The sequence below is a fragment of the Sodalis sp. C49 genome, from assembly GCF_046352915.1.
Classification (GTDB): Bacteria; Pseudomonadota; Gammaproteobacteria; order Enterobacterales; family Enterobacteriaceae; genus Acerihabitans.
Map to the genome: position 1 here is coordinate 4,721,982 of NZ_CP163303.1, position 20,599 is coordinate 4,742,580.

Here is a 20,599-nt window from a genome sequence, read left to right on the forward strand (position 1 = left end):
GCTATAATGATTTTTGTTTAAAGAGGCGCTTTTTTGCCTGTTTTATAAGCAAAACAGACGGTTGTTTTTGCAATAATGCATTTATCTATTGAACCGCCTTTGCTATCGTTCGCCGTTGATACATAGGCAAATGGAACCGGCATGAGAACGTTATGAACAAACAATGGGCACACTATCTTTTCATTGGCCTGATTTTCGCCATTCTGGCCGGCTGTTCGTCGCGCCCCACCGATCGTGGACAACAGTATAAAGATGGTCTTCTTACCCAGCCGTTCGGGCTGGTCAATGAACCCAATGCCAAGGGGAGACCGGTTAATGCCAAGGACTACGCCGATCAGGTGGCTGAAACGCAATACGCCGCCGCGGGCCTGTATAGCCGCAACAGCGCCAATTTCGACGCCGTCAAGCGCTGGGCCATGGCGGGCGCGGATACCCGCCAGCTCAGCCAGTTCGGCGTCAAGGCCTACCAGATGGAAGGGGTGGATAATTACGGCAATGTACAGTTCACCGGCTATTACACGCCGGTGATTCAGGCCCGCTATACGCCCCAGGGCGAATTTCAGTATCCGCTGTACCGCATGCCGCCCAAGGGCAGGAACCGCCTGCCCGACCGCGCCGCCATCTACGCGGGCGCGCTTGACGGCCGTAATCTGGCCATCGCCTACAGTAATTCGCTGATGGATAATTTTATGATGGAAGTGCAGGGCAGCGGCTATGTGGATTACGGCGACGGCCGGCCGCTCACCTTTTTTGGCTATGGCGGTAAAAACGGACACGCCTACCGCAGCATCGGTAAGATATTGATCGATCGCGGCGAAGTGGCGCGCGAGGATATGTCGATGCAGGCGATTCGCCAGTGGGCCTCGCGCCACAGCGAGACCGAGGTGCGGCAACTGCTGGAAGAGAATCCGTCCTATGTGTTCTTCAGGCCGGTTCCCTTCGCGCCGGTAAAAGGCGCCAGCGCCGTGCCGCTGGTGGCCAAGGCCTCGGTGGCGTCGGATCGCTCGCTGATCCCGGCCGGCACCACGCTGCTGGCGGAGGTACCCCTGCTGGACAACGCCGGCAAATTTACCGGTAAATATGAGATGCGCCTGATGGTGGCCCTGGATGTGGGCGGCGCCATAAAAGGACAGCATTTTGATATCTACCAGGGCATCGGCGCCGAGGCCGGCCACGCGGCGGGTTATTACAACCACTACGGCCGGGTATGGGTATTGAAAGGGTCGCAGGACAGCGCCCCGTTATTCACGGGCGAGAGCCAGGGCCTGACAACCCGGGCCAGCACCGGCCAGGTACAGGTTACCTACGATAATTAGATGCTATTGGCACCGCCAATAAGGTTAGCAAGATGAACGGGCACCCTTCACACGCGTACCAGTCAGACGCGTATCTGCAGCGGTTCGGCGGCACCGCCCGCCTGTATGGCCGGCAGGCGCTGGACGTGTTTTTCCGCGCCCATGTCTGCGTGATAGGCATCGGCGGCGTGGGCTCATGGGCGGCGGAGGCGTTGGCGCGCACCGGCGTCGGCGCCATTACGCTTATCGATATGGATGATGTGTGCGTCACCAATACCAACCGCCAGATCCATGCGCTGCGCGAGCAGGTGGGACAGCCGAAAACCGAGGTCATGGCCGCGCGCATCGCCTCGATCAATCCGGAATGCGTGGTGACCTGCGTGGATGATTTTATTACCGCCGACAACGTCGCGGCCCTGCTCGATCGCGGCTTCGACTATGTTATCGATGCTATTGACAGCGTGCGGCCGAAAGCGGCGCTGCTCTCATACTGCCGTCGTTATAAAATTCCGGTGGTCACCGTGGGCGGGGCGGGCGGGCAAATCGATCCCACCCGCATCGCGGTGGCCGATCTGGCGAAAACCATCCAGGATCCGCTGGCGGCAAAACTGCGCGAGCGGCTCAAGCATGATTTCAACGTGGTAAAAAACAGTAAAGGCAAATTGGGCATAGACTGTGTCTACTCCACCGAGCATTTGGTCTATCCGCAGCCGGACGGCTCGGTGTGCGCGTCGCCTGCCACCGCCGTTGGGCCCAAGCGCATGGATTGCGCCTCCGGCTTTGGCGCGGCGACCATGGTCACCGCCAGCTTCGGGTTTATCGCCGTATCCCATGCGCTAAAAAAAATGCTGGCCCGGGCGGCGCGGGGCGTCAGCGTTTAATATAGCTCTCGGCAATGGCGTTGATCCGCCCGGCGATAGCCGCCAGCCCGCCGGCGCGGCTGACGCTCAGCTCGGCGCGCAGCCCCAGGTCGTCAAACGGCGCCAGGGGATCCCGGTGGGACAGTTGTTCCGGCGTTTGGCCTTCGCTGCCGGCCAGCACCACGGCCAGCAGACCCTTGACGATGCGCCCGTCGCTGTCGGCATAAAAATGCAGCGTACCGTCGCGCAGCCGCTGATGGCCGAGCCAGACGCGGTTTTCGCAGCCCGTCAGTATCGTTGCCGGCGTTTTCAGCGTATCCGGCAGCGGCGGCAGCGCCTTGGCCAGCAGGATAATCTGCCGCAGGCGATCTTCCCAGGTCCGGCAGCCGGCAAAGCGTTGCGTCAATTCCCGCATAGCGATCTCGCCGCCGAAAGGATGGCTGCCCGCTTGATGTTCTGTCATGACGTTATCCCCATCAGAATCAATCCCTCAGCAGGGAGACGGCTTTTTCCACCGACGCGACCAGCCGGTCGACGTCATGGCGGGTATTATAGGGCGCAAAAGAGGCGCGCAGGGTGCCGGATACGCCCAGCGCCGCCATCAGCGGCTGGGCGCAATGCTGCCCGGCGCGCAAGGCAATGCCGTCCTGCGCCAGGATCATGGCGATATCCTGATGGTGAAGACCGGCAAACACAAAGGATAACACACTGGAACCCGGTGCGCGGAACGCGCGAAAACCCGGCAGGGCGGACAGACGTTGCGCGGCGAGGCCGGCCAGCCCGGCGCTGTATTCCTCCGCGGCCGCCAGATCCTGCGTGCGCAGCCAGTCGAGCGCGGCGCCCAGTCCAAGCACGCCGGCGATATTGGGCGTGCCCGCTTCAAAACGCAGCGGCGCCGCCTGCGGAATAAAACCGTCAAAACCCGCCGCGGTCAGCATCTTGCCGCCCCCTTGCCAGGGCGGCATGTCCTCCAGCAGCGCCGTTTTGCCATACAGCACGCCGATGCCGGTCGGGCCATACAGTTTATGGCCGGAAAAAACGTAGAAATCGATATCGGCGTCCCGCACGTCGGGGGGACGGTGCACCGCACCCTGCGCGCCGTCAAGCACGATCGCCGCCTGCGGGTAGCGGCGGACCAGGGCGGTGATGCCCGCCAGATCCGGGCAGGCGCCGGTGACGTTCGACATCTGTGTCACGGCCAGGATACGGGTTTTGCCGTTCAGCAGCCCGGCGAGTTGCGCCGGGTCCGGCAGCCAATCGCGTCCCAGGGGCCATCGAACCACCCGCGCGCCGGTCTGCTGCGCCACCATCAGCCAGGGGATGAGATTGGCGTGATGCTCGGCCTCGCTGACCAGGATTTCGTCACCCGCCCGCAGGCGCGGCCGGGCATAACTTTGCGCCACCAGGTTAATCGCCTCGGTGGCGCCCCGGGTCCAGATAATGCCGGCGGCCGGAGCGCCGATCCAGGCGGCGGCCTTGAGGCGCGCCTGCTCATAACGGGCGGTAAGCGAAACGGCGCCGGGATACTGGCTGCGATGGACATTGCCGGTGCCATGGCGATAAAAGGCGTCGGTGGCATCAATGACCGCGTCGGGCTTCAGGGCGGTGGCGGCGCTGTCCAGATACACCGCGTCATTATCCAGCGCGGGGAAATGACGGCGGAAGGCGGCAAAATCAAATTCGGTCATGGTTACCTCATACACCTTGTTTCGGCAAAGCAGAACTACAGACTTATCCTATTATCGCCGTCTGGAGGGGATAAGTGACAGGATTTAATCCGGTTTTATGGAAAAATGAACAATGCTTGTTATGCTGATTATTATCAGGTAAGCAAAATACCTGCCTGCCTGGAAGCTTAATAACAGAATTAAGTGGTGATTTTTTATTTTTAAAATGAGATTGCAAGGAGATAACGATGAAGAAAACAGCCGCAATGCTATCCGCTTTTTTGTTTGCCCTGACGCTAAGCGCATGTTCAAGCAACTATGTTATGCACACCAACGACGGGCGCACCATCGTGACGTCCGGCAAACCAAAGGTTGATGATGAAACCGGCATGATCGGTTATCAAGACGCCAACGGCACCGAGCAGCAAATCAACAGTTCCGATGTCAAAGAAATGATGAAGGCGCAATAAGCGCCCGTTTTTTGCCAAGCCGGACAATACCAAACCCTGCCGCACTTCATGATTGCCGGTTATCAGGCATAAAAAAGCACCGCCTCAGGCGGTGCTACATATTTCATGTATTGGACAGACAGAAAAATGTTCAGTAAGGCTGAAAATAATAAAAAATAGTCACCTGGCACGATAAGACCGGTTACCGTAAATACCACAGGCCCGAAAGACAGACCAAAAAGGGCAAACACAACACCACACCGCAGGCCAAAAGCTCGCCTGAATGGGAAAATCCAGACTTACCTTTCGTTCCGGCCCGCGTGGTAGAGCGATACTATAGGTATTTGCTGGTGCATCCACAACGGACAAATTATAATGTCTCGGATAAAAAAAACTAATAGGTCAATTCTTCGTGCCCATCTTACTTGCCACCGGCGCAGAAAAGCGTCTCGCCCATGTCTAAACGCTTACCGCCGCTAAATGCCTTGCGGGTATTTGATGCCGCCGCCCGTCATTTAAGCTTTACCAAAGCGGCCGAGGAGCTGTTCGTCACCCAGGCGGCCGTCAGTCACCAGATCAAGTCCCTGGAAGATTTCCTTGGGTTGAAGCTGTTTCGCCGCCGTAACCGATCGCTGTTGCTCACCGAGGAAGGACAAAGCTACTACCTGGATATCAAGGAAATTTTCTCGGCGCTCATCGACGCCACGCGCCGGCTGCAATCGCGCAGCGCCAAAGGCGCGTTAACGGTCAGCCTGTTGCCCAGTTTCGCCATTCAGTGGCTGGTGCCGCGTTTATCCAGCTTCAATAGCGCCTGGCCGGGGATTGATGTCCTGATCCAGGCGGTGGATCGCGAAGAGGACAAACTGGCCGATGACGTAGACGTCGGCATCTTTTACGGCCGCGGCAACTGGCCCGGGCTGCGGGTGGAAAAACTGTATGCCGAATATTTGCTGCCGGTCTGTGCGCCCGCCCTGCTGAGTGGGGCGCACCCGCTGAAAACGCCCGGGGATTTAGCCTATCATACCCTGCTGCATGATGCGTCGCGCCGGGACTGGCAGGCCTATACCCGTCAGTTGGGGCTCACTCATCTTAACGTGCAGCAGGGGCCGATTTTCAGTCACAGCGCCATGGTACTGCAGGCCGCCATCCATGGTCAGGGGGTGGCGCTGGCCAATAATGTCATGGCGCAGACGGAAATCGAGGCGGGCAGGCTGACCTGTCCGTTTAACGACGTATTGGTCAGTAAAAACGCTTTTTATCTGGTTTGTCATGACAGCCAGGCGGAAGTGGGTAAAATAGCCGCCTTTCGCCAATGGATCATCGGGCGCGCGGCGAGCGAACAGGAAAAATTCCGTTTCCGTTATAATAACGGTCATACGGTTGAATCCGAATAAATATCACAAAAATAACACCCTAATCAGGATTAATACGATGCGTAGTCGCGCTATGTTGGTATTTGCCGCCGTCAGTGGTCTAATCTATGTCGCCCTTGGCGCTTTCGGCGCCCATATCCTTAGCCAGACGCTGGGCGAGCTGGAATTGGCCTGGCTGAAAACCGGCCTGGAGTATCAAGGATTTCACACCCTGGCCGTGATGGCGCTGGGGGTTGCCATGCAGCGTAACGCCAGCGTGTGGTTTTACTGGAGCGGTGCGCTGCTGGCCATCGGTATTGTCCTGTTTAGCGGCAGCCTCTATTGCCTGTCGCTGTCGCATCTGCGTCTGTGGGTTTATGTTACGCCGATAGGCGGGGCCTGCTTTGTGGCGGGTTGGACGTTAATGTTAATTGGCGCGCTGCGTCTGAAGAAAAAGGCCGATCGCCGTGAATAAAGTTATTTTATATTGCCGACCCGGATTTGAAAAAGAGTGCGCCTCGGAGATTACCGAAAAAGCCGGCGCCCTGGAAATCTATGGTTTTGCGCGGGTTAAGGACAACAGCGGCTACGTGATCTTTGAATGCTATCAGCATGAAGAAGCAGACCGGCTGATCCGCGAGCTGCCGTTTCGCGAGTTGATCTTTGCCCGGCAAATGCTGCTCACCGGGGAACTGCTGCGCGATTTGCCGGTGGACGACCGCATCACGCCGATAGTCGGCATGCTGACCGGCGCGGTGAAGGGCGCCGGCGATTTGCGGGTGGAAGTGCCGGATACCAATGAAAGCAAGGAACTGATGAAGTTCTGCCGCAAATTTACCGTGCCGCTGCGCGGGGTCCTGCGCGCGCAGAAAATACTGGCCGTGCGGGAAGAGCCGTTCCGTCCGGTGATCCACGTGTTTTTTATTGCCCCGGGCTGCTGTTATGTCGGGTATTCCTATAGCAATAACAACTCGCCGTTTTATATGGGCATCCCGCGCCTGAAATTCCCGTCCGAGGCGCCGAGCCGTTCCACGCTGAAGCTGGAAGAGGCATTTCATGTTTTTATTCCACGTGATGAATGGGATGAACGGCTGGGCAGCGGCATGTACGCGGTGGATCTGGGCGCCTGCCCCGGCGGCTGGACCTATCAGCTGGTCCAGCGCAGCATGATGGTGCATGCGGTGGATAACGGCGACATGGCCGAGAGCCTGATGGCGACCGGGCAGGTCATCCACCACCGCGAGGATGGATTCAGGTTCGAGCCGCCGCGCAATAATGTGTACTGGCTGGTCTGCGATATGGTGGAAAAACCGGCGCGGGTGGCGCAGTTGGCCGCCGATTGGTTGGTCAAGGGGTGGTGCCGCGAGGCTATCATCAATCTTAAGCTGCCGATGAAAAAGCGCTACGAGGAAGTGAGCCAGAACCTGGCGCTGCTGCGCGCGGCCCTGAAGGAAAATGATATTCATTCCGAGGTCCACGCCAAGCAGCTTTACCACGATCGCGAAGAGGTGACGGTGCATATCCGCCGGTTCTGGAGCGCGGTGCCGGGACGGCGGGACGAACGCTGAAGCCCGGGGTCAAGTTAATCATTATTCTCGCTCACCATGGCGTCGTCAGGCCGGCCCCGGTCTTCCCAACGCAGGCGAGGGTGGTGGATTAAACCCAGGCGGCGTCGGTTATAACGGCCTTGTACCCAATCTTAATTGCTGCAGATTGCCATCCAGATGGATGCCGGTATCAAGCGTCGCCACCTGTTGGCAGGTAAAGGCTATTTCCCGCTGCTGTTCGAGCCTGGCGCGCCACTTGCCGCCCAGTTGATCCAATTGCTGATACAGCGCGGCTAAGGATCCGGCCTGGCCGATTAGCAGGGCGGCGGTTTTGGGACCGATGCCGGTGACGCCCGGGATTTTGCTGCCGCTGATGCCGGCCAGGCCCCAGTAATCGGTAAGCTGCCGCGGCTGTACGCCAAAGGTATGGGTGACGAACGGCATATCCAGCCAGCGTTTCTGGAAATAATCACGGATTTGAATCGACGGCGACAGCAGTTGGCAATATCCCTTGTCGGTGGAAACCAGCGTCACGCGGTGGCCCGCCGCGGCCACTTTGCATGCCAGCGTCGCGGCAATATCATCCGCTTCAAAGCCAGTCATCTGCCAGCTGGATACGCCCGTTCGGGCAAAAGACAGTTTGATGTCCGGCAGCAGAAGCCGCAAATCCTCAGGCATCGGCGAGCGGCCGCCCTTATAGCCTGGCAACCGCTGGTGCCGCCAGCTCTCATGACGTTCCTCATCGTCGAATACCGCCACCGCGTGAGTCGGCGCGCTGTGCAGGATTAACTGCTGCAGCGCATGCAGACAGGAGGCCGCGCAGGACGCTCCCTGCACCGCGTGGATGCGGCGTATCAGGTTTAACGCATCGACAATCAATAAGTGAACCGACATGGCATACCGTCCTGATTATTTACCGGCGCGGCGGCAAGCCGGGCCGGTAAGCCGTGGTGCCGCCCTGCCGGGCCGCGAGGCGCGGGATTAAATACAAATCTCGTAGCAGGGGATATAAGCGCTGCCGGGCAGCTTCATCCGGTGCTGGGCGACAAAACCCTGCAACAGGGCGTCCATGCGTTTCATGATGGCCGGGTCGCCATGCAGCTTATAGGGACCGTACTGCTCAATCAGGCGGATGCCGGTTTCCTTGACGTTGCCGGACACGATGCCCGAAAAGGCTCGGCGCAGCGCGGAGGCCAGCTGTTCGGCCGGCTGGTCGCGATGCAGGTTCAGGTTGGCCATATTTTCATGGGTCGGGTCGAACGGATGCTGCAGGTCCGGCGCGATGCGCAGCGACCAGTTAAAGCTGTAGGCGTCGCCGGTGTTGCGACGGTTTTCCTTCACTTCCGGCATCGCTTTTTTCATGCGCCGGGCCACTTCGGCGGCATCGTCGATAATGATGGTGTAATACCGGCGGGCCTGCTCGCCCAGGGTGCTGACAATAAACTCGTCCAGGACCCGGAAATAATCGGCGCTGATGCCGGGACCGGTCAGGATCAGCGGCAGCACCTGGTGTTTATTCTCCGGGTTCATCATGATGCCGAGCAGGTAAAGCAGCTCTTCGGCAGTGCCCACGCCGCCGGGGAAGATAATGATCCCATGGCCGATACGCACGAAGGCTTCGAGGCGTTTTTCGATATCCGGCATGATAATCAGCTCGTTGACCAGCGGGTTAGGCGGCTCGGCGGCGATAATAGAGGGTTCGGTCATGCCGATAAACCGCCCTTCCTTGTAGCGCTGCTGGGCATGGCCCACGGCCGCGCCTTTCATGGGCGCCTCCATGGCGCCCGGACCGCAGCCGGTGCAGATATTCAGCTCGCGCAGGCCCAGTTGGCTGCCGACATTGCGCGCATAAAGATATTCGGTTTCATTGATGGAATGCCCGCCCCAGCAGACGATCATGTTCGGCGCCTCGCCCACGTGCAGGCCGCGGGCGTTGCGCATGATGGAAAACACCAGGTTGGTGATATGGACGGAGTTTGTCATGTCCAGGTGCTGATGATGGCCGGCACTGACAATCTGGCCGTTGACGAACAGGATATCGCGCAGCACCGCGAACAGGTTCGCCTGCAGCGAGCGGATAATCCGGCCGTCGACAAAGGCTTCCTCGGGCGGGTTGACCAGCTCGAGCTTGACGCCGCGCTCGCGGCGCAGCACGTTGATATCGAAATCCTGATAGCGGGCCAGCAATTCCTTGCTGCTGTCAGTCTGGCTGCCGGAATTGAGCACCGCCAGCGAACAGTTGCGGAATAAGCGGTAAAGATCGCTGCTGGCGGTACGCTTGAGCATATCGACTTCGAGTTGTGACAATAAATCCATTGAGCCAAGGGGGCTGATATGCGTAATCAATATAACTCCTTGTGTGCGACTCGGCACAAAATGCAAACAGACAGTCGACGCGGCCGCCGGAGCGCACGATGGCGGCGCGTTCGCTGTTTTCTAGTCAGGTTAACCATAATAATATCGGCGCGGTTTTACCAACGGTCCGCGCCAAAATGCCTCTGAGTTGCGCGCTTGCGCGCATTATTGCCGCGCCAGGCGGCTTTTTGACGGGACAAAATCCGTATTGCTCCGCCAGGGATTGATGTCCAGGCCGCCGCGCCGGGTATAACGCGCGTACACCGCTAAGCGCTCCGGCCGGCAAAAACGCATCAGATCGGTATAAATCCGCTCCACGCATTGCTCGTGAAATTCATTATGCTGGCGAAACGATACCAGATAACGCAGCAGGGCTTCGCGATCGATACGCGGGCCCCGGTAGCTGATTTGGACGGACCCCCAGTCGGGCTGGTGGGTAATCAGGCAGTTGGATTTCAGCACGTGGCTGACCAGGGTTTCGCTGACCGGCTGGGCGCCCGCGGCGGCATTCTTCAGCCAATCGGCGTTGAAGGCGTAGTCATCGATGGCGATGTCCTGCTCGTCGATGCACTCGCCGGTAAAATCGGCAACCGGCTGATTTGTCAGCTCGCCGAGCCTGAACAGCGTAACGCCCACTTCGCCCACGGCGCACCGGGCGAGATCGCGGGTTAATATTTCCCGCACCGTGGCCCAGTCGGCAAACCGGGTTTGATTGAAACTGTTAAGATAGAGCTTAAAGCTTTTGGATTCAATCAGGTTAAGGCTTTGCGCGTTCAGGATGACTTCACCCATTGCGACCTGGGGCAGGCCCTTATCGTTGAGCCACGACAGTTCATAAAGCGTCCAGATATCGGCGCCGTGAAACGGCAGCGCCCGCGCGTCGATGCCCAGCGGCTCGCGATTGAGCGCGCGCGGCACCGCCTGCAGCAGCGTGGCGTCGTACCGGTCGCGATAGGCGGTGGGTTTACCCAGCGTCAAATGATCCAGGGTGTGGCGTTCTTCATTCAAGGACATAATAGAGTATCCGGCATGTTCCGTAGTGCAATGCGCTTAGTGTAACGTAGAGAGTCGTAAGATGAGAGAGAATATGGATTACCAAGTGTCACAGTCATTACAGGATTTCACCCGCCGTTATCTGCGCCACTGGCAGTCTCTCACCGGCCATGGGCCCGCCAGCCAGGCGCTGTATGGCGTTCCTTCTCCCTGCGTGGTAAGCGAGGACGACGGCCGGGTAGTCTGGCAACCGCGCCAGCCGGAAGAGGCGCTGACCCTCGCCGGCGTCGAGCGGGCGATGGACATGCAGCTGCGTCCGGCGGCCTGGGATTTTTATTGCACCCAGCTTGCCGGCGATATGGCCGCCTCTTTCCAGGGCCAACCCCTGGAGCTGCTGCAAGTCTGGAGCGCGGCGGACGGGGTGCGCATCCAGGAAAACCTCATCGGCCACCTGCTGATGCAAAAGCGGCTTAAGCTCCCTCCCAGCGTATTTATCGCCACCACCGACTCCGAGCTCAGCCTGGTGTCTTTATCCAACCTGACCGGCGAAGTCCTGCTCGAAGAAGTCGGCCGGAAAAAAAATACGGTGCTGGCGCCGACGCTGCAGGACTTTTTATCCCGCCTCGATCCCTGTGTTACATGAAAAACCGAGCGGGTTTTGCAACAATGCATGTGAGAGATCTCTTACATTTCATGTAAGACAAAGCTATTAATTCAGGTTTTTTTAATCACTGGAAAGCGGAATTAAACGCTATTAATCAATAAATTAATTAGCAGAATTAACAGTGCGGTGGTAAACAATGTTCGCTATTAACAGTGATCGTCTTGTATAAGCGGTTCGATTAAGCGATCTTACCATTCGGTTCAGGACGCGGCAAACGCCGTTGGTATTGGGCCAGCCTATTAGGGAAGGGCCCAGGACGGGCTGCAACAGGGATGGCTTCATGAAGAGGCCCGGACGATTCAGGATGATGAGCGGGACACCTCCAGGATGGAGAATGTGCGCGGGTCAGGGAGTACCGGCGGGGCGGGAATGCCTGCAGGAAATACGTTGGAGAACGTAGGCGGCTTTCACGGATGGAGATTGCCGACAAGGAGTGTTGCCAAGTTATCGTGAATATAACGCTTATCATGGATGAAGGCAGGGAGCACAACAATAGCGGGATTGCTATAAACGAACCGGGGGTACTGTAGCGATACAGTACCCCCTTTTCTTTGGCGCGCCGGGCATGGCGCGTAGCGTCTTGACAGGCGCTGTCCCTTGACCGTGGTGGTTAAGGGGCGACTTGGCGGTGAAAGCCCTCTGCACACCCGGCGAGGGGGACGTGCTAGCTGAACGGCAAGGGTGCCCACCGCGAGGTGGGATCTGAAGGCAGCTGAAGGCAACATGCTGGCCTAACGAACAGGGATCGGTTTAGGCGAGACAGCGGGATAAGGAGGCAAATATCATCAAAGCCCCAATACTTGCACAGAACGCTGTGACATACAGTGGAGAGGTATAAGCAGGGCGGTCACGCGCATCATCCGGGGAGAGCTATACGTTTGCCATGGTACTACCGAGCGCTGAGAGGCGACGGAATGAACGTACAGAAGTCAGCCGAGGCCCGTAGTAGCGGTGCAAAACCGGCATGGTGAAGGGCTGAACATTTACAACCGTGATCAGGACAGGTTATTTCGATGCGTATTGATGAGGCACAAGCGCAGAATGCCGCGGCCCGGACAGGAGGAAGCGCATAGTATTTGCAAGAGCCTGACGCGGATGCTGAAATGCGCACGGCGCAACCTGAGCAAACGAAAGCGGAACAACCGTTGTCAATCGAAGCGGTGATAACCCGCAGCAACCGGGTGCTGGCCCGTCAGCGGGTGATTGAGAACAAATGCGCGCCGGGTGTAAATACCCTGGGCCTCGGGGAACTCAAAGACTGGCTGAAACGGCTTTGGCCGACGGTCAAAGCGGCCCCGCTGGACGGTAGCTTTATACCGCGGGCGATACGTCGGGTCGAGCTCCCCAAACCTAATGGCGTAGTCAGAGTCCTGGGTATCCCCACGGCCGTGGACCGATTGATCCAGCAGGCCATCCAATAGCACCTCACCCCTTACTATGAGCCTACGTTTTCCGAGTTTAGCTACGGCTTTAGGCCGGGACTCAACGCATGGCAGGCAGTGCGTCAAGCACAGGCCTAAGTGCGAAGTGGTCGGCGCTGCGTGGTGGATAGGGATCTGGAAAAATTCTTTGACCGGGTTAACCACAATATCATGATGTCGAGACGAAGCCGCAAAATCAAAGATGCCAGATTGCTCAAGCCCATCAGGCGGTACCTGGAAGCGGACCTGGTCAATGGTAAGGTGGCGACAAAGCGACGGGAGGGAATGTCGCAGCGCAGTCCGTTATCGCCGTTACTCTGCAACCTGCGATTGACCGACCTTGACCTTGAGCTGGAGCGCAGGGGGCGCCGGTTCCGCCGTTACGCAGATGACTGTAATAATACGTGAGCAGTCGCAAAGCGAGGAAAAGGCGATGAACTCGATAAGCCGGTACCTGTAAAAGCATCTCCATCTGTCGGTAATTCCAAACAAAAGCGCGATGGCCGGGCCCTGAGAGCGCAAGTTCCAGGGATATAGCCTGACGTGGCACAAACGGGTAAAACTGAAGATAGCCGCGAGCAGCGTGGCAAGGCTGAAGGATAAAATCCGCAGCCTGACGACAGGCGACTGTTCAAAAGCGCTGAAAACGGTGATCGGCGGGCTTGCGCCGGTGCTACGAAGGTGGATAAGTTACTGCCGGCTGACCAAAGTCAAAGGGATACTGGACGAAATGGATGGCTGGGTTCGCCGTAAACTGCGTTACTGCTGTGGCGGCACTTGAAAAGGACGAGCAAGCGGGCAAGGATGCTGATGAAAATAGGCCTAGGTGAAGAAAGGGCGTGTATATCGGCGACGATCCGACGGGGTCTCAGGTAGAACGCGGGGGCCAGTCATATGAACCACGCGTTAGCGAAGAAAGTGTTCGAGCGCTTAGGACTGTGAACACTGCTGGAGTTGTATAGTGAGTTCCAGCGCTGTAAATGAAGCGCCGTATACGGAACCGTGAGTACGGTGCCGTGAGAGGACGGTAGGAGCAATCCCGCCGCCTACTCGATGGCGCGCCGCCTATTACGCAAAGTATTTTGCCGTGCGTTGCCCCCCTGGATTTTCCTGCCGGTTAAAAGAAATTAAATATAATTAAATCTATTAGATATCTATTTATTTGAATTTACCCGCCGGCATCAACCAAACATCAACAAGTGAATGTTTTGTTTATAAAGTCCGCTATTATAATTGTGTTTTTTCTAGAAAAAACAGTACGCTGGCAACCTGATTCGCTCATCTTATAATAATGAGAACTGATTATGCCCATAAATAATGTACAACAAAATTTAAATCATACCCTTTCTTCACTGATGGAAGAAGGTAAAAATAATAATCATTTGCTCAAGAAAGAAATAAGAATTATTTATACAAAAGAGGTCCATGGGGAAATTGAGTCTTTTGAAAAAATGTTTTTAACAAAATATATTCTTCAAGTGAAGAATGATTTCGATGATATAATTGATATAATGGGATTTGATAAGCATTTAAGCAAGTCTATAAATATATTCATTCAAAAATTGGCAGACCCAAGTGAGATACATCCCTCGATTAAATATAATATATATCATGAGCTTAGTAATTGGCTTCTGCAATTAAAATCCCTTAAGAAACCAATATGCGAGACGATAGTAGATGAAGTTAGAAATACGCTCAGCGATCTTGAATATTGTGTTTCCGGTTCACTGATTAGAATCCAACAGACGTGCCATAAAATTAATCTAATCAAAAGTGCAGGGTTGGTTGAAAAACTTGAAAATGAAAAAAACACGATAGCGAATGATGTGATTTCCTGGTTTGTGAGTAATAATCACCAATCTATATCCGTAGCTATGGAAATACATTATGTCAATGCTTATAAATTGATGCTAAACAAAGAACATAACTGGAATTTGGCAAGCTCTGACAGCGATCCTTTCCATGGCGTGCATATGAAAGAAGAAATCAGTGAACTATTTCCACGTTTATTGATAGAGATTAATAATAACTGTCAGATGCCCGCGCTAATAAAAAAATATGGTGATTGTATTTATGAGCAGCTTGTAAATATTAGTAATAAAAAAGCTAACCATGTTATCGACGGTACTCAATGTTATTTGACTGTAGAAGGATATCGCGCCATCTTTGGCAGCCCAGAGGTTATTTCCCTTAAAATAAATGATTGGGCGATTGTAGAGGAAGGTGATATAGCCGGCCAATATCACTTGTTGCCGAATGCTGAAGGTATTTATATTGCCTTGGCCACGGCGCTTGTGGATTCTGGACAAGCTACATTAAAAAATGAAATTAGCACTCCCGACTTCAGTTTAATGTCAGCGGCCAATATATTTTGGTTTTTAGATAAAAATTCAGATATTCGTAGCCTTGTTACTCTTGAATTATTACAACAAAATAAAATAAGTGGCAAGCAAAGTTCTGAACTTTTGTATTTCGCTATTGATAATACATTAACGGAAAAAGTTTCTTATTTTTTTGACACCGAATGGTTAATAGATATTAAGGATTTTTCCAATAATATTGATAACGAAAAACGTTACAAGGCTTTATTGTTTTGTATAAATAATAATATTTTTAATGAAAAAGATTATGCCGAGTCAATGAACAAGTTCGTGATGTATGCCTTGACATATAATGATACCGAGATGGTTAAGAAATTAATAACTAATAATAAGAAAACTTATAACATAAATTACAAAGATCTTCATGGTAAGACAACCTTGTTTTACGCTCTGGAAAATAATATCTCTGTTGAGATAATTGAATTTTTATTGGCAAATAATCTCGATCAAGGTAATGAAGTTCTTGCCCTCGATCAAGCCTTAATTGCGTCCGTTAATAAGAAGCGCCTCGAAGTGGCGCAGGTTTTACTGAAATATGGCGCCAAACTCATGCCTCAGAAGCATAATGGGGAAACTGCGCTGTTTATAGCTATAAAGAACGAAGATATAAACATGGCTAAACTTTTACTGGAACATAGCGCGAGCGCGGACGTCGAGCATGTCAACATGAAGGGAAATGCTCCGTTGACCTTCGCGGTCGCCAGCAATAATTTAGAAATGGTTAAATTATTACTCAGCCATGGCGCTAATATCAATCATGCCGATCTAAATGGAAAAACCGCTTTATTAATTGCCATTGCAGCTAAATATTATGACATGGCTAAAATTTTACTTGAGAATAATGCCTCTGTTCATTTTAAGGATAGAGATGGGTGGGATGCTTTGGTAAATTCAATTTATATGGACGATTTAGATTTAGTGAAGTTGATTGTTGATTACAAACCGGATTTTTATTCAAAAGATCAAGATGGAGTTCCAATGGGTATTTTGATGGCTCTAACCCAAAAACGTTACGATATAATTGAATTTCTTTTAAAAAACAATTTTGATGTGAATGAAATGATAAGTTTGGGCGCCGAAAGACCTTCATTTCCAGCTCAATTCATAGCGATCGAAGCGAATGACATTAAAATTTTCAAGATGTTTATTGATAGCGGTAAGCTAAATTTGAATATGCAAACAGATACCGGCAAAACATCGTTATTATATGCAATTGAAGTGGGAGCAACCGAGATAATAGAACTTTTGTTAAATGAGAAAAAAATCAATTTCAATTTAGAAGATGCATCAGGCGTAAATGCGTTAATGATGGCTGCTAGTAATGATTTGGGTAGTATCGTTGTTAAATTGTTCGAGAAGATTAAGTCCAATACCGATGAAACTGCTTTACCTTTGAAAACGGCTTTTTTCCTGGCAGTGGAAAGTGGACGGTTCGATCAGGTTGAAAACTACGTTAAACAAGATCACTCTTTAATTGATTCGACACAATTAACCGGGAAAACGGCTCTGTATATCGCCAGTCTGACGGGTGATACGCAAATGATTGATTTTTTGCACAAAAAATGTAATGAAGCTGGATTTTGACAATAATATTGCCAAATGAATATGTAGCCCGATAGAGAAGGATAGGGTTGCGATACGGGCAAAGCCGAGACGGTTAAAAGCGGATGCAGGTAATCAAACCGTGCCCGCTGGGCGCAAGTTAAGAGGGGTAAGATGCTTAAAAATCCTGAATGGCGCCTGGTATCGCCTTTCAGGATTATCTCCTCGCTTAGCGTTCGGGCTATTCCACGCATTGTTACAGACGGTCGCGGTCGCCGGTGCCAGCAGCTGTAATTATCAGGCTAACTTTATATGTCATAATTAGTACCGGACAAAGTTAAGTGCTATGCTTTGCCGCTTTGTCAGATCAGGCGCAGCAGTCCTTTACGGGGAGCATACGATGGATTTCCACCAACAGGTTCGCCAGCGGCTGTTTGCCGTTGAGCAGGCGATGCGTTCATTGTCAATATGGCAGCCGCAGCCGCCGGCGCGCGAGGCGTTTGAAAGCCGGGAGCCGTTTTGTATCGATACCATGCGCCCCGAAGAGTGGCTGCAGTGGATCCTGCTGCCGCGTATGCACGCCTTGCTCGATCAGCAGGCGGCACTACCGCGGCGCTTCGCCATCACGCCCTATTTTGAGGAAGCGTTTGCGCACGCTGCCGGATTGCTTACCCAGTTACAGCGGCTGGACGACTTACTTAATATCGATTCCCCCCAGGATCCCCCTACGCAGGCGCCGAAAATTCAGCATGATTGAGATCTGTTACCAGGACGAATATATCGTGGCGGTCAATAAGCCGGCAGGGTGGTTGGTACACCGCAGCTGGCTGGACCGCAAGGAAAAAATAGTGGTGATGCAAACGGTGCGCGACATGCTGGGACAGCATGTCTTTACCGTCCATCGCCTGGACCGCCCCACGTCCGGCGTGCTGTTGCTGGCGCTGTCCAGTGACGTGGCGCGCAGCTTATCCGAACAGTTCGAACAGCACGGGATCAGGAAAACCTACCATGCGGTGGCGCGCGGTTATATGGAAGGCGACGGCGTGATCGATTATGCCCTGACCCAGGAACTGGACAAGATAGCTGACAAATTCGCCCAGCCGGACAAGGCGCCGCAGCAGGCGATAAGCCATTACCGGACGCTGGCGCAGGTGGAAATGCCGGTGGCTATCGGCCGCTATCCCACGTCCCGCTACAGCCTGATGGAACTGCTGCCGCAAACCGGACGCAAACATCAGCTGCGCCGCCATATGTCCCATTTGCACCATCCCTTGATCGGCGATTCCACCCACGGTGATTTACGCCAGAATCGCGGATTTGCCCGCACCTTTGACTGCGCGCGGTTAATGCTGCACGCCAGTTGCCTGGAGTTAACCCATCCGATTACCGGGAAACCGTTAAAAATCAACGCCGGCTGGGACCAGACCTGGCAGGATCTGATGGTACGGTTCGGCTGGACCGGTATTATCCCTGACTATGAAAGGGTTGAGTTTCCCCGGGCATCGGGTCAGGATATGGCATCTTCTACGCTGACGGAATGAAAGGGAGTCAAAGCATGGCCCAAGTGGGTATTTTTGTCGGGACAGTCTACGGTAATGCCTTATTGGTCGCCGAAGAAGCGGAAACCCTCCTGGCCGAGGCGGGCCACGAGGTAAAATTATTTGACGAGGGCACGCTGGAGTCCTGGCAATATTATCGGCAACATCATGTACTGATCGTGACCTCCACCACCGGGCAGGGCAATTTCCCGGACTCCATCGCGCCGCTGTTCCAGGCGGTAAAGGATCATGTCGGCTACCAGCCGGAACTGCGGTATGGCCTGATTGCCCTGGGCGACAGCAGCTATGACAATTTCTGCGGCGCCGGGCATACCTTTGACGCGCTGTTGCAAGAGCAGGGCGCGGTCAGGGTGGGGGAGCTGCTGGAAATCGATGCGCTGGCGCACCCTGAACCGGAGGTGATCTCCGGCCCCTGGGTCAAAAAATGGGCCGAACTGATCAAAAGTTAACGTCAAGCCCCGGCGCGCTATACCCGCCAACGCCGAACTCAACGCAGACGTGTTCAAGGGAGAGCGTGCCAATGGGGTCGAATCGGGCGTGCTTTTCCCGCCCGACCGAGGCCCCATGGCATGCCAGGCCCGCCAACACTGATCTCAACGCAGTCGTGTTCAAGGGAGAGCGTGCCAATGGGGTCGAATCGGGCGTGGTGTTCCCGCCCGACCGAGGCCCCATGGCGCGGTATGCCCGCCAACACTCATCTCAACGCAGCCGTGTTCAAGGGAGGGAGTGCCAATGGGGTCGAATCGGGCGTGGTGTTCCCGCCCGACCGAGCGCCCCATGGCACGGTATGCCCGCCAACGCCGAACTCAACGCAGACGTGTTCAAGGGAGAGCGTGCCGATGGGGTCGAATCGGGCGTGCTTTTCCCGCCCGACCGAGCGCCCCATGGCACGGTATGCCCGCCAACGCCGAACTCAACGCAAACGTGTTCAAGGGAGAGCGTGCCGATGGGGTCGAATCGGGCGTGGTGTTCCCGCCCGACCGAGGCCCCATGGCGCGGTATGCCCGCCAACGCCGAACTCAACGCAGACGTGTTCAAGGGAGAGCGTGCCAATGGGGTCGAATCGGGCGTGCTTTTCCCGCCCGACCGAGGCCCCATGGCATGCTAGGCCCGCCAACGCCGAACTCAACACAAACGTGTTGAAGGGCGGACGTGCCGGCGGGATTATGGCTTATTGCGGGTCAGCTTTTCCAGATCGGCCTCGATCTCGGCGATCTTATTGGACACCACGCTGTCCAGATGGCGCAGATCTTCCAAAATCTTATGTTTCAAATCCACCTCGGTCTGATCGCGCAGACAAAGCTGATCCAGCTCGTCAATCACATAACGCAGATTAGGGCTGATTTCGTTAATTTCGCGATAGCCCTCGGCGACGTTATCGGAAACCACGGTTTTACGCTGGCGCGGATATTTAAATTTAACGCTCTTGGCAAAAAATTCGCCTTTATCCCGCCGAAAATAAATTTTCAAAATATCGTTATTGGCTTCCTGACGCAGGCTGTATCTGTCGATATCGTCCGGATGATTAACGCCAAGGCTTTTAAGATTATCGTACATAGCGCTACCTCTGGTATGTAATGCCGGGGTTCCGGGATGATTATGACGCCCGCGGGCGCCATAAAATGTGATTAACGGCTAAGATTGCAGCCAGATATCCGGGCGGTTAACGCTTTCGCCACTAAAGATATTAGTCTATCGTACGCAACAGCTCATTGATACCGACCTTGCCGCGGGTCTTGGCGTCGACTTTCTTGACGATAACCGCGCAATACAAACTATAACTCCCGTCCTTTGAGGGCAAATTGCCGGAAACCACCACCGAACCGGCCGGCACGCGACCATAGTGCACCTCGCCGGTCTCACGGTCATAAATCTTGGTGCTCTGGCCGATAAACACGCCCATGGAGATCACCGAACCCTCCTCGACTATCACGCCTTCCACCACTTCCGAACGGGCGCCGATAAAACAGTTATCCTCGATAATAGTGGGATTGGCCTGTAGCGGCTCCAGCACGCCGCCGATACCGACGCCACCCGAGAGATGAACGTTCTTGCCAATCTGCGCGCACGACCCCACCGTCGCCCAGGTATCCACCATGGTGCCTTCATCCACGTAGGCGCCGATATTCACATACGAAGGCATCAGCACGGTATTGCGGGCGATAAACGCGCCCTGGCGCACGCTGGCGGGGGGCACGACGCGAAAACCTTCGCGCTGGAAACGGGCGGCGTCGTATTGGGCGAATTTCATCGGCACTTTATCGAAGTAGCGCGTTTCCGCCCCTTCCATAACCTGGTTATCGCTGATGCGAAAAGACAGCAATACCGCTTTTTTCAGCCATTGATGAGTGATCCATTCGCCGTTGATTTTTTCCGCCACGCGCAGCGCGCCGCTGTCCAATTGGCTGATAACGCGCTGGACGGCGTCGATGGTGACGCTGTCGGCCGTGGCCGGCGTAATGTCCGCGCGGCGCTCGAAGGCGTTTTCAATGATCTGTTGTAATTGCTGCATCC

General features: G+C 54.6%; 21 protein-coding genes. 14 read left to right on the forward strand and 7 right to left on the reverse strand.

All coding sequences use genetic code 11. The annotated features are described in order from the left end of the window. The first annotated feature begins 152 nt into the window (after nucleotides 1-152). Both mltA and tcdA read left to right on the forward strand, forming a co-directional pair. Nucleotides 153-1,316, forward strand: a complete 1,164-nt coding sequence (gene mltA / locus ABUK12_RS21335) for a murein transglycosylase A (RefSeq protein WP_410013692.1) — start codon at nucleotides 153-155, stop codon at nucleotides 1,314-1,316. Between the two features lie 32 nt (nucleotides 1,317-1,348). Then, entirely contained in the window at nucleotides 1,349-2,176 is an 828-nt protein-coding gene (gene tcdA / locus ABUK12_RS21340) for a tRNA cyclic N6-threonylcarbamoyladenosine(37) synthase TcdA (protein WP_410013693.1), read from the forward strand. On the opposite strand, the gene csdE is transcribed toward tcdA, so the two are convergent. Next, complete coding sequence (gene csdE, locus ABUK12_RS21345) at nucleotides 2,166-2,618, reverse strand: cysteine desulfurase sulfur acceptor subunit CsdE (RefSeq protein ID WP_410013694.1); 453 nt, start codon at nucleotides 2,616-2,618, stop codon at nucleotides 2,166-2,168. The two genes, tcdA and csdE, sit on opposite strands and share 11 nt — an antisense overlap. Nucleotides 2,619-2,637: 19 nt before the next feature. Then, nucleotides 2,638-3,843, reverse strand: coding sequence for a cysteine desulfurase CsdA (csdA, locus tag ABUK12_RS21350; RefSeq protein WP_410013695.1), 1,206 nt, complete (start codon nucleotides 3,841-3,843; stop codon nucleotides 2,638-2,640). A 227-nt stretch (nucleotides 3,844-4,070) separates the two neighbouring features. On the opposite strand from csdA, the gene ABUK12_RS21355 reads away from it, so the two are divergent. The 4 genes from ABUK12_RS21355 to rlmM all read left to right on the forward strand — a co-directional run bounded on the left by ABUK12_RS21355 (nucleotide 4,071) and on the right by rlmM (nucleotide 7,191). Continuing rightward, on the forward strand, nucleotides 4,071-4,292 hold the full coding sequence (locus ABUK12_RS21355) for a YgdI/YgdR family lipoprotein (RefSeq protein WP_410013696.1): 222 nt from the start codon (nucleotides 4,071-4,073) through the stop codon (nucleotides 4,290-4,292). Nucleotides 4,293-4,726: 434 nt separating this feature from the next. Next, nucleotides 4,727-5,665 (forward strand): transcriptional regulator GcvA, encoded by a 939-nt coding sequence (locus ABUK12_RS21360; RefSeq protein ID WP_410013697.1) that lies wholly within the window; start codon nucleotides 4,727-4,729, stop codon nucleotides 5,663-5,665. Between the two features lie 37 nt (nucleotides 5,666-5,702). Further along, complete coding sequence (locus ABUK12_RS21365; RefSeq protein WP_410013698.1) at nucleotides 5,703-6,098, forward strand: DUF423 domain-containing protein; 396 nt, start codon at nucleotides 5,703-5,705, stop codon at nucleotides 6,096-6,098. Continuing rightward, a complete protein-coding gene (rlmM, locus tag ABUK12_RS21370; RefSeq protein ID WP_410013699.1) occupies nucleotides 6,091-7,191 on the forward strand; it encodes a 23S rRNA (cytidine(2498)-2'-O)-methyltransferase RlmM in 1,101 nt (366 codons plus the stop codon). The genes ABUK12_RS21365 and rlmM overlap by 8 nt, the downstream gene beginning before the upstream one ends. Before the next feature lie 108 nt (nucleotides 7,192-7,299). Here rlmM and xni read toward each other — a convergent pair whose 3' ends face one another. The 3 genes from xni to queF form a co-directional block, all read right to left on the reverse strand. Beyond that, the gene (xni, locus tag ABUK12_RS21375; RefSeq protein ID WP_410013700.1) at nucleotides 7,300-8,064 is read right to left on the reverse strand and encodes a flap endonuclease Xni; all 765 of its coding nucleotides are present in this window, start codon (nucleotides 8,062-8,064) and stop codon (nucleotides 7,300-7,302) included. Between the two features lie 87 nt (nucleotides 8,065-8,151). Beyond that, a complete protein-coding gene (ppnN, locus tag ABUK12_RS21380; protein WP_410013701.1) occupies nucleotides 8,152-9,516 on the reverse strand; it encodes a nucleotide 5'-monophosphate nucleosidase PpnN in 1,365 nt (454 codons plus the stop codon). Between the two features lie 174 nt (nucleotides 9,517-9,690). Continuing rightward, nucleotides 9,691-10,539 carry an NADPH-dependent 7-cyano-7-deazaguanine reductase QueF gene (gene queF / locus ABUK12_RS21385; RefSeq protein WP_410013702.1) on the reverse strand — a complete coding sequence of 283 codons (849 nt, stop codon included), beginning with the start codon at nucleotides 10,537-10,539 and terminating at the stop codon, nucleotides 9,691-9,693. A gap of 73 nt (nucleotides 10,540-10,612) precedes the next feature. Here queF and syd point away from each other — a divergent pair, with 73 nt between their 5' ends. The 8 genes from syd (at nucleotide 10,613) to ABUK12_RS21425 (ending at nucleotide 18,534) form a co-directional block, all read left to right on the forward strand. After that, nucleotides 10,613-11,161: a SecY-interacting protein gene (syd, locus tag ABUK12_RS21390; protein ID WP_410013703.1), complete on the forward strand. Its 549-nt coding sequence runs from the start codon at nucleotides 10,613-10,615 to the stop codon at nucleotides 11,159-11,161. Nucleotides 11,162-12,258: 1,097 nt separating this feature from the next. Further along, complete coding sequence (locus tag ABUK12_RS21395; protein ID WP_410013704.1) at nucleotides 12,259-12,603, forward strand: hypothetical protein; 345 nt, start codon at nucleotides 12,259-12,261, stop codon at nucleotides 12,601-12,603. Nucleotides 12,604-12,726: 123 nt separating this feature from the next. Beyond that, a complete protein-coding gene (locus ABUK12_RS21400; protein WP_410016737.1) occupies nucleotides 12,727-13,011 on the forward strand; it encodes a reverse transcriptase domain-containing protein in 285 nt (94 codons plus the stop codon). Between the two features lie 175 nt (nucleotides 13,012-13,186). Continuing rightward, nucleotides 13,187-13,384 carry a group II intron maturase-specific domain-containing protein gene (locus ABUK12_RS21405; protein ID WP_410013705.1) on the forward strand — a complete coding sequence of 66 codons (198 nt, stop codon included), beginning with the start codon at nucleotides 13,187-13,189 and terminating at the stop codon, nucleotides 13,382-13,384. Between the two features lie 523 nt (nucleotides 13,385-13,907). Further along, nucleotides 13,908-16,568 (forward strand): ankyrin repeat domain-containing protein, encoded by a 2,661-nt coding sequence (locus tag ABUK12_RS21410; RefSeq protein WP_410013706.1) that lies wholly within the window; start codon nucleotides 13,908-13,910, stop codon nucleotides 16,566-16,568. A 358-nt stretch (nucleotides 16,569-16,926) separates the two neighbouring features. Then, nucleotides 16,927-17,283, forward strand: coding sequence for a YqcC family protein (locus ABUK12_RS21415; RefSeq protein WP_410013707.1), 357 nt, complete (start codon nucleotides 16,927-16,929; stop codon nucleotides 17,281-17,283). Next, a complete protein-coding gene (gene truC, locus ABUK12_RS21420) occupies nucleotides 17,276-18,067 on the forward strand; it encodes a tRNA pseudouridine(65) synthase TruC (RefSeq protein WP_410013708.1) in 792 nt (263 codons plus the stop codon). Before ABUK12_RS21415 ends, truC begins: the two co-directional genes overlap by 8 nt. Nucleotides 18,068-18,081: 14 nt before the next feature. Next, on the forward strand, nucleotides 18,082-18,534 hold the full coding sequence (locus ABUK12_RS21425; RefSeq protein WP_410013709.1) for a flavodoxin: 453 nt from the start codon (nucleotides 18,082-18,084) through the stop codon (nucleotides 18,532-18,534). A gap of 715 nt (nucleotides 18,535-19,249) precedes the next feature. On the opposite strand, the gene ABUK12_RS21430 is transcribed toward ABUK12_RS21425, so the two are convergent. Both ABUK12_RS21430 and dapD read right to left on the reverse strand, forming a co-directional pair. After that, the gene (locus ABUK12_RS21430; RefSeq protein WP_410013710.1) at nucleotides 19,250-19,642 is read right to left on the reverse strand and encodes a DUF3461 family protein; all 393 of its coding nucleotides are present in this window, start codon (nucleotides 19,640-19,642) and stop codon (nucleotides 19,250-19,252) included. Between the two features lie 130 nt (nucleotides 19,643-19,772). After that, complete coding sequence (gene dapD / locus ABUK12_RS21435; RefSeq protein WP_410013711.1) at nucleotides 19,773-20,597, reverse strand: 2,3,4,5-tetrahydropyridine-2,6-dicarboxylate N-succinyltransferase; 825 nt, start codon at nucleotides 20,595-20,597, stop codon at nucleotides 19,773-19,775. Nucleotides 20,598-20,599 lie beyond the last annotated feature (2 nt).